This is a genomic window from Eudoraea sp. (assembly GCF_049669105.1).
GTDB lineage: Bacteria > Bacteroidota > Bacteroidia > Flavobacteriales > Flavobacteriaceae > Eudoraea.
The window spans coordinates 1-9,888 of record NZ_JBATKE010000152.1; the positions used below are offsets into that span (position 1 = coordinate 1).

The following is a 9,888-nucleotide window of genomic DNA, read 5'->3' on the forward strand; positions in this document are numbered from 1 at the left end:
CATTACGCCGGTTATAAAATATCTGCAGATTTGCCTGACTCAGTCGTGGCAGGCAGGTTAATACCTGCTTCTCTCTTTACTTGGAAATTCTTATTTTTAGAAAAATTGATCAGGTTGTGGAAAATCCATAAAGAATTTCGTCCTATCTAATCTTGGTCCAAACCTTAGCTGTAATTTGAAAAATGAATAGTAAAGAAAATAAAATAGAGATAGAATTTTTAGACCACGTTGCAATTCGCGTTAAGGATTTAAAAGTATCTGCGGATTGGTACGATAAAGTTTTGGGGCTAAAAAAATATCAAATGTCAGAATGGGGAGACTTTCCTGTTTTTATGCTTGCAAATAAATCTGGAATAGCTCTTTTCCCCGCAAATACTTCTGACACAGAACTTGATTTAAAATCAAAAAACATAAAAATTGACCATTTTGCTTTCAATGTAACCAAAGAAAATTTTGATAAAGCAAAAAAGCGTTACATGGATCTGAATTTGGAATATATCATCCAGGACCATTATTATTTCCACTCAATTTACACAAAAGATCCAGACGGACATACAGTTGAATTGACAACAATTGTGGTAGATGAAAATTCATTTTACAAACAAAGCGAATAATAAAAAGCACTTACCAATTGAATGATTAATAAGTGTTTAACAATTTTACATTGCGGGACGGACGGGATTGCTTTATCGCTGGCTCTCGAAAGCGCTTATTTTCAAGGCCTGCCAAAGAGTGCTATTAGAGGCTCACCACTGGGCTCACCTTTTAATATAAATGAACTTTTGTGAAAATTCTGAATTCTAATTATTAACAAAACTGATTAAAAGCTATCCTTTATTTGAACTTTATCGTCAGAAATATGAAGCGTTTTAATCCTCTGTATTTATTTTTGCTTTCAGTGCTGTTTAAATAACTTCTTTACATATTGCCAAGTTGCATTCCAAACTTCTTTACTTTTTCCCAATTGGTATATTCAATTTCTGTATTAATATTTGTTGGCCCTTTGGTCATCCACATAATAAATTGAATCATAATTCTATCAAAATAAGGGTATTTTTTATAGTCTAATTTTCCTGCAAATACTTCAACTACAGTAGGTGTCCAATCAATGGTTTTAAAAAATTTTATCACATACGGGTTTGTGGCTGGTGTGTTTTTTTCAGATTTTCTTGCAACCAGATTAACAGAAAAGAAAGCTGTTTTTATACTATCAAGTTCTTTTTTATGGGTATTTATAAAGTCAATTACTTTTTTATTATGAACTCCGTATCTAATGCTTGCGCCAATAATAAGCTTATCATATTGGGATACATCTTCATTAAAATCATCAATTGAAAATAGAACAATGTTTGGGTTGCTTTGTTGCAAACTATCTTTAAGTTTATTACAAATTTTTAGAGTTTGTCCATCTACTGAAGAATATATTATCGCAGTTTTATCATTCATCTTAATATCAAATAATATGAGCGTTTAGTATTTATGCCTATCAAATACAACAATTGTGTAAAGGTAATATTTCATTTATCCTGTAAACACTGCCAATCGTTTATTTAAACTTTGATTTTATTAGAATTACTTAGTAATAATAAATCAAAAAAATATAATTAGGCTTCTCCTGTTACAATAAATATATTCCCAGAAGTAATTGCCCTAAGAATAAATAATTCTAACCAATATATGGATTTTCTAAAAACAAAAAAAGCCCCTCACTTTTTGTGAAGGACTTTCTTGTTTGCGGTCCGGACAGAATTGATTTCCTCGCCTATTCGGAATTTACTTAGCTGCATCAATTAGTGGGATTTAGTAACTAAAAGTTGAGAACAAAGTTATATGTCAAATATCATATCTTCTCCACATTCCTACTAATAATTCCTTTTAGCTTTTTAATCTCCTCACTAACTCTTTTCTGAACTACCCTGCCATATTACTCCTGGGTAAACTTTTGCTTATTTGAATGGGACAATCGGTTAACAGTAACTATCTATTCACACAAAAAGAGACTTTTTAATTTAATCGTTTCATTGATTTATTCTCTTTAAAATCGGGCGATAAATGAATCAGCTACGTGCAATGTAGCTTATGATATAAATCATCAAACTTCTGAAATCGCCGGTTTAACTTAGTACCCTAAAAGAATAAACAGGATGATTGTATTTGTTTTTGGTTTGCCAGGTACGGGCAAGAGTTATTTTGCTTCAAGACTTGCAAAAATGATAGATGCAAGCTATCTGAATAGTGATAAGTTAAGGAAGGAGCTATTTGCACAAAGAACATATTCCTATCATGAAAAAAAAGTGGTTTATGATACCATGCTCGGCAAGGCGAAAGAAGCAATAGCCACGGGTCAAAACCTGGTGCTCGATGCCACATTCCATAAAAAAGAAACTAGAGATTCTTTTATGAAGCAATTATCAGATCAGGGCGAGGTTTTTTATATTGAATTACATTCGGTCGAAAGTACGATCAAAGAGCGATTAAAAAAAAGCAGGCCTTATAGCGAAGCTGATTTTGAGGTGTATAAACTAATCCAGCAACAATGGGAACCGTTTAACGAGCACCATTTGTTATTGGAATCGACGAATAATAACATTGAAGAAATGTTGCTAAAAGCTGTTCAATACATAGGTTGGAAGAATGATACAGGAACAGATAAATAGTTTGCTCTTAGAAGGAGAATTTCCGGAAGGTTCAGGAGAAAGAGAATTGATTGAAACCCATATATCATGGGTGTTTATTTGCCACCGATTCGTATACAAAATCAAAAAGCCCATTAAATATTCATTTCTTGATTTTTCAACTCTTGAAAAGCGTAAAAAATATTGCAAAAGGGAAATTGAATTGAACAAGCGGCTAACCAATGATATTTACCTGGATGTTGTTCCGATAAATAGATTGAATGACCATTATAAAATAGGAGGAAACGTGGGAACGGTAGTCGACTACGCCGTCAGGATGCGTAAAATGGATAGGACCAAACAAATGGATAAGCTTTTGGTTCAAAATAAAGTAACCAAGTCCGATATTCAAAACCTGGCAAAAAAAATTGCGGTTTTTCATAGGAATACTGTTATAATCTATCAAAAAGACGTGTTGGGTATTCGGGAAGAATTCAACGATTTGGAAGCGGAAAATAAATATCTGGCAACACAAACATACGGCGACAAATATGTAACTATTATTGCCAATGCCATAAAAACCTCAAACACTTTTATAGAGAAAAACAAGGAGTTGCTGGCAGGCAGACTCAAGGCCGGTTTCTTCAGGGATTGCCATGGAGACCTTCATTCCAGGAATATTTTTTTATTCCCATCACCTCAGCCTTTCGATTGTATTGAATTCAATGATGATTACAGGCAAATTGATGTTTTGAACGAAGTGGCTTTCCTTTGTATGGATCTCGATGCATTTGGAAAAAAGGATTTATCCGAGCTATTTCTTGAATATTACAATCAATTTTTCCCCTCAATGAAATCGTCGAAAGAACGCCATCTTTTTGTTTTTTACAAGGCCTATCGTGCCAATGTACGTGCCAAGGTCAATAGTCTGCGGGCAAAGAGTGCGGTTAACGAAAAAGAAAGAACAAAGGCATTGTCTGAAGTAGATAAATACCTTAGGTTGATGGAAAGCTATTTGAAAACCCTTAGTTTATGATAAGTCGTTTTTAAAAAAGCCCCTCATACTTTTGTGTAAAGGGCTTAATCTTTGCGGTCCGGACGGGATTGCTTCCTCCCCACTTTCGTTAAAATTTCAGTGTGTCAAAAGCGGCCTGGGGGGGTGGGCCTGCCACAAAGTAACCCACTGCCGGCAAAGCCGGCTATGTCTTTTATATCCTTCGCTCCTGGAGCAAGCTCCAAGCTTGGAATAAAAAAACCCCTCATACTATGTATGAAGGGTTTACTTTGTGGCGGTCCGGACGGGACTCGAACCCGCGACCCCCTGCGTGACAGGCAGGTATTCTAACCAACTGAACTACCGGACCGTGGCGTTTAGCGTGTGCAAATATACGTTGCTAAATGAATTCCACAAACAATTTTTTTAAAATTCCGTTTGGGCTATAAAAAATTCTGACGTTCAATCATAAAAGTATTCAATACCTTAGTAAAGGGTTCCTTGATATCCACCTCCACATATTTTATGCGATATTGGGCGCATTTTAGTTTTAAGTCAGTCAAGTATTCATCAACCCCACTTTCGTAGGCCTCTTTGATGGTATCTGCATAGAGGTCTATATGGCTGCCTGTTTCAACATCAATAAACCTTTTGGGAATATTTTCAAAGTTAAAATGCAGTTCGGTTTCATTGTCCAGCAAATGGAATAAGACTACTTCGTGTTTGTTGTATTTTAAATGCCGCAGTGCATCAAAAAGGGTATCATCTGAGGTCGAGGTCTGGAACATATCTGTAAAAAGAAAAACAAGACTTCGCCTTTTTATCTTCTCGGCTATCTGATGTAAATAGGCATATATCTCCGTCTGTTTGGCGGGCTTTCTATCGAGGCTTATTTCACTTAGTTTGGCAAGCAACATTTGGTGATGCCTTTCACTCCCTTTCTCAGAAGCGTAAAAGGAATAGGTATCAGAAAATACACTTAAGCCAACAGCATCACGCTGCTTTTTAAGAATGTTCATTAAAGCCGCAATGGCAAGTACCCCAAAGCCTATTTTATTTAAATGATCAATGGAAAGCTTCTGTATTTCAGGATAGTACATAGAAGCCGAATTATCCAATATCATATGGCACCTAAGATTGGTTTCTTCCTCATATCTTTTGGTATATAGTTTGTCTGTCTTTGCAAACAACTTCCAATCTATATGCTTTGTGCTCTCTCCGGGATTATATATTTTGTGTTCGGCAAATTCTGCTGAAAAACCGTGAAAGGGGCTTTTGTGAATTCCGCTGATAAAGCCTTCCACAATCTGATTCGCCAATAATTCCAGGTTCTGAAATAAAGGGGCTCTATGTAATTCTGACCGCAAATCCATAAGACCAAGATAAACTAAAAAAGGTTTAGCAACTGCTAAACCTTTTTTAAAATAGAAGTTTCTTTTTTTAACTAAAGAACCGCTTCAATTGCATCGGTATATACTTTTTTTGGAGATACTCCAACCTGTCTTGTCACAATTTCACCATCCTTAAATACAAGAACCGTTGGAATATTTCGTACCCCGTATTTTGCAGCAAATTCCTGATTGGTATCAACATCAACTTTTCCTACTACGGCCTTTCCTTCATATTCAGCACTTACCTCATCAATAATAGGTCCTACCATTCTGCAGGGTCCGCACCATGCTGCCCAAAAATCAACCACAACGGGTTTATCACTTTTTAAAACTACCTCGTCAAAAGTAGCATCGGTTATTTCTAAAGCCATATCGTTTTTATTTATAATTACGCAAATTTAGTCAATTATTCTGCCTTTTCATTACTCCAATAGTATTCGTTTTTCTTATTACGCTATTGAAAATGCTTATTTAATTCAATTTATAGTGTACGTCCTTTTCTTCCAAAGTGTGTAATAGTTCGCTGGTGATCTCTACTTTTTGTTTTCTACTGGACAGGTTAACTTTAAATTCTTCGTTCATTTCGTAAACAACAAAATTTAGTGGATGCTTGCCCTTGTAGGAGATAAGGGTGTCTTTTAGCTCGTGAATATTTTCTTCTTTAAGCTGGTCAATATTCAATTTTATAGTCAATTTTTTAGCAAAGTTTTCCATAGTTTCCTGCAACAACATAAAATTGACAAACTGTAGCCGTGCATCTCCTTTTTTACCGGTTTCGCGGTTTGTCCATCCTTCGCGGACAAATACTTTTACAAATACAAAGGAATTAATCATAAAAAAGTGCCGGAATTTTAAATATTCTTCTCCAAAAATCCGAAACTCAAAGGTATCTGTATAATCCTCCATCGTAAATAAGGCCCATCCTTTACCATTTTTAGATACTCTGTGTTGCACATCCGTAATAACCCCGGCAAAGGAAAGCTCCCTGTTTACATACTCTTCCAAATTATTAAAGAAAGAAACATTGGCATTACAAAAGGCATTAATCTCCGTCCTGAAATCATCTAGTGGATGCCCGGAGATATAAATACCAACCACTTCTTTTTCTCTTCTGAGTTTTTCCATGGTACCCCATTCTCCACAGGGCGGTACTTCAGGTTCGGGAATCTGTACTTCGCTGGTGTCACCAAACAAGCTAACCTGAGATGAGTTTTCACTTTCCTGAAATTTGGAGCCGTATTTTATAACCATTTCAAGAAAAGTACTGCCATCTCCCTCCTTGTGAAAATATTGTGCTCGGTGTGAGTCCCCAAATGAATCGAACCCGCCGGCCAGAGCCAGATTCTCAAATGCTTTTTTATTGGCTGCTCTTAAATCAATTCGTTTGGTTAAATCAAATACTGATTTATATGCCCCGTGCTCTTTCCGGTTTTCAACAATCGTCTCTACGGCTAAACGCCCTACCCCTTTTATGGCACCCATGCCAAAACGAACTGCATTGTCCTTATTCACTGCAAATTTATAATAGGATTCGTTTACATCAGGACCCAGAACTTCCAGCCCCATTCGTTTACATTCCTCCATAAAAAATGTAACCTGCTTAATGTCGTTCATATTGTTAGACAAAACGGCAGCCATATATTCAGCAGGGTAGTGCGCCTTTAAATAGGCTGTTTGATAGGCGATGTACGCATAGCAGGTAGAATGACTTTTATTAAATGCATAGGAAGCAAAAGCTTCCCAGTCTTTCCAGATCTTCTCTAAAATTTCTCTTGGATGGCCATTTTTTTCACCCCCATCAAGGAACTGTGGCTTAAGTTTTTGAAGCAAGGAAAATATTTTTTTACCCATTGCCTTTCTAAGAACATCGGCGTCACCTTTAGAAAAACCAGCAAGTTTTTGTGATAATAACATCACCTGTTCCTGATAAACAGTTATTCCGTAGGTTTCTTTAAGATTTTCCTCCATAACGGGGAGGTCATAGGCAATTTCCTCCTCGCCATTCTTCCGCGCTATAAAACTGGGGATGTATTCCATTGGACCCGGACGGTAGAGCGCATTCATGGCTATTAAGTCATCAAAGACAGAGGGTTTCAGATCTTTCAGGTGTTTCTGCATTCCCACAGATTCATATTGAAATATCCCAACAGTATCCCCTCTCTGAAATAACTCATAAGTAGGGGCATCATCCAGGGGAAATTCATCCGGATCTAATTGTATTCCATGCCGGGCTTTTACAATTTTAACGGTATCCTTTATGAGAGTCAGCGTTTTTAGTCCGAGGAAATCCATTTTCAATAGGCCTGCATGCTCTACCACAGAATTATCGAACTGGGTTACATAAAGGTCTGAATCCTTAGCCGTGGCAACTGGGACAAAATTGGTTATATCATCGGGAGTAATGATAACCCCACAAGCGTGGATACCAGTATTTCGTAAAGATCCTTCCAATATCCGGGCCATATTTACCGTCTGCGCCTCCAGGTCATCACCTTCTGAAATGTTGAGCAGGCTGTTCACTTTTTCCAATTCATCTGACCGAAACCGCTTTTTAAGGTCAGCTTCAGGAACGCCAAATATTTTGCTCAATTTGGACATATTGGGAATCAATTTTGCAATACGATCCGCATCATTTAAAGGCAGGTCAAGAACTCTTGCGGTATCTCTGATGGAAGATTTTGCAGCCATGGTACCGTAAGTGATAATCTGAGCTACCTGGTTGGCACCATATTTATTGATTACATAATCCATGACTTTTCCACGTCCTTCATCATCAAAGTCAATATCGATATCAGGCATTGAAACCCTGTCAGGATTCAGAAAACGCTCAAACAGGAGGTCGTATTTAAGAGGGTCAATATTGGTTATCCAAAGACAAAAGGCTACAACCGAACCGGCAGCAGAGCCTCTTCCGGGGCCTACAGAAACGTCCATATTTCTTGCTTCCCTGATAAAATCCTCTACAATTAAGAAATAGCCGGGATAGCCGGAGTTCTCTACAGTTGTTAATTCAAAATCAATGCGCTCCCTTATTTCATCTGTTATCTCGCCATATCTTTTTTTGGCCCCTTCATAAGTGAGATGTCTGAGGTAAGCATTTTCACCGCGTTTCCCGCCATCTGCTTCATCTTCTTTAATCTTGAATTCGACAGGAATTTCAAATTCGGGTAAGAGGACATCCCTGGCCAGTTCAAAAGGTTCAATTTTATCTACTATTTCCTGAATATTCAGAATAGAATCAGGAAGGTCTTTGAACAATTCTTTCATCTCAGAGCCGCTCTTAAAGTAGTACTCCTGGTTGGGCAGGCCATACCTGTAGCCCCGGCCCCTGCCAATTGGGGTGGCCTGTTTTTCTCCATCCTTTACACATAATAAAATATCGTGTGCCTCTGCATCTCCCTTTGCACAGTAATAAGTATTGTTGGTGGCTACTAATTTTACCTGATGTTTTTTGGCAAATTCAACCAGTACTTTATTAGCTCTTTCTTCATCTTCCTGACCATGCCTCATGATTTCTAAATAAAAATCATCTTTAAAAACATCTTTCCACCATAGCAAAGCCTCTTCGGCCTGATTTTCTCCTATATTTAATATTTTAGAAGCCACTTCGCCATAAAGGTTTCCACTCAGGACAATGATATCGTCTTTAAATTGCGATATAATACTTTTATCAATTCTGGGGACATAGTAGAATCCATCGGTGTAGGCAATAGAAGACATTTTTGACAGGTTGTGATAACCATTTTTATTTTTGGCCAGTAACACCATTTGATACCCATAATCTTTTACATTTTTATTAGAATGGTCATCACAAACGAAAAATTCGCAACCAATAATGGGTTTTATAAAATTTCTTTCTATAGTGTCTTCATTATCTGTTTCCTTAGCCCCGGCTTCTTCTACCATTCTATTATGGGCCTTAACCTCTTTAACAAAATGAAAAGCTCCCATCATATTGGCGTGATCTGTCAGTGCTACTGCAGACATCTTGTTCTCAGAAGCACTTGCAATCAGGTCCTTTATTTTTATGGTAGACTGTAGTACCGAAAACTGAGAGTGGTTATGCAGATGTATAAATTCTGCATCTTCAAGTGACTTTATATTTTGGTTCAGGTCCTCCTCGGAAATATCTGCTACATCTAAATTTTTCAGATGTTTGGCTATTTTTTCAGAAGCCTTCTTTAAGTTGATATGTTTTAAGCCTATTAATTGAATTTCCTGTGGATTGGCTTCGGTAAATTTTTCAAAATAATCGGGTTGTACATCCAATTGTTCTTTGGTGTATTGCTTTCTTCTTACCAGTTCCAGAAAACAACGGGTAGTTGCTTCAACATCTGCTGTGGCATTGTGTGCTTCTGCAAATGGAGTTTTAAACAAATATTGATGAAGCTCAGTAAGGGTAGGAAGCTTGAATTTACCGCCTCGTCCTCCGGGAAGAGCGCAGAGCGTTGCCGTATGTTCCGTACATGTGTCCAGAACGGGCAATTCCCCTAACAAGGTTTTTAGATCTGCCCTATAAAATTCAGCCCCCATAATGTTAAGATCAAAACCAACATTCTGACCGACTACAAATTTGGTTTTAGTAAGGGCGACATTAAATTTTTCCAATACTTCGGCCAAGGGAATTCCATTCTCCTGGGCGAGTTCGGTGGAAATACCGTGAATTTTTTCAGCATCATACGGAATATTGAAGCCTTCAGGCTGTATCAGGTAGGCCTGCCGGTCCAATAAATTTCCCAATGCATCGTGTAATTGCCAGGCAATTTGAATGCAACGGGGCCAATTGTCTGTATCACTTACCGGAGCATCCCATCTTTTTGGCAGGCCAGTAGTTTCAGTATCAAAAATGAGGTACATATTAGTTTGGTTTCAGCTTAAAAAAAAGTAG

The 9,888-nt window shown here is 37.4% G+C and carries 7 protein-coding genes and 1 tRNA gene; 3 read left to right on the forward strand and 5 right to left on the reverse strand.

What is annotated here, in order from left to right; translation table 11 throughout:
* Positions 1-182 precede the first annotated feature (182 nt).
* Positions 183-614 (forward strand): VOC family protein, encoded by a 432-nt coding sequence (locus tag WBM60_RS12680; protein WP_424277049.1) that lies wholly within the window; start codon positions 183-185, stop codon positions 612-614.
* A 304-nt stretch (positions 615-918) separates the two neighbouring features.
* On the opposite strand, the gene hemG is transcribed toward WBM60_RS12680, so the two are convergent.
* Positions 919-1,446, reverse strand: a complete 528-nt coding sequence (gene hemG / locus WBM60_RS12685) for a menaquinone-dependent protoporphyrinogen IX dehydrogenase (RefSeq protein ID WP_424263340.1) — start codon at positions 1,444-1,446, stop codon at positions 919-921.
* Between the two features lie 689 nt (positions 1,447-2,135).
* Between hemG and WBM60_RS12690 the strand changes: the two genes are divergently transcribed.
* Both WBM60_RS12690 and WBM60_RS12695 read left to right on the forward strand, forming a co-directional pair.
* Entirely contained in the window at positions 2,136-2,657 is a 522-nt protein-coding gene (locus tag WBM60_RS12690; RefSeq protein ID WP_424263357.1) for an AAA family ATPase, read from the forward strand.
* Entirely contained in the window at positions 2,635-3,651 is a 1,017-nt protein-coding gene (locus WBM60_RS12695) for a hypothetical protein (protein WP_424263342.1), read from the forward strand. The genes WBM60_RS12690 and WBM60_RS12695 overlap by 23 nt, the downstream gene beginning before the upstream one ends.
* Before the next feature lie 251 nt (positions 3,652-3,902).
* Here the strand turns inward: WBM60_RS12695 and WBM60_RS12700 are convergent.
* The 4 genes from WBM60_RS12700 to dnaE all read right to left on the reverse strand — a co-directional run bounded on the left by WBM60_RS12700 (position 3,903) and on the right by dnaE (position 9,857).
* A tRNA-Asp gene (locus tag WBM60_RS12700) sits at positions 3,903-3,979 on the reverse strand.
* Between the two features lie 73 nt (positions 3,980-4,052).
* Complete coding sequence (locus WBM60_RS12705) at positions 4,053-4,982, reverse strand: DUF58 domain-containing protein (RefSeq protein ID WP_424283148.1); 930 nt, start codon at positions 4,980-4,982, stop codon at positions 4,053-4,055.
* A 71-nt stretch (positions 4,983-5,053) separates the two neighbouring features.
* Positions 5,054-5,371 carry a thioredoxin gene (trxA, locus tag WBM60_RS12710; protein WP_299164439.1) on the reverse strand — a complete coding sequence of 106 codons (318 nt, stop codon included), beginning with the start codon at positions 5,369-5,371 and terminating at the stop codon, positions 5,054-5,056.
* Positions 5,372-5,471: 100 nt separating this feature from the next.
* Positions 5,472-9,857, reverse strand: a complete 4,386-nt coding sequence (gene dnaE, locus WBM60_RS12715) for a DNA polymerase III subunit alpha (RefSeq protein ID WP_424283149.1) — start codon at positions 9,855-9,857, stop codon at positions 5,472-5,474.
* Between the last annotated feature and the right edge of the window lie 31 nt (positions 9,858-9,888).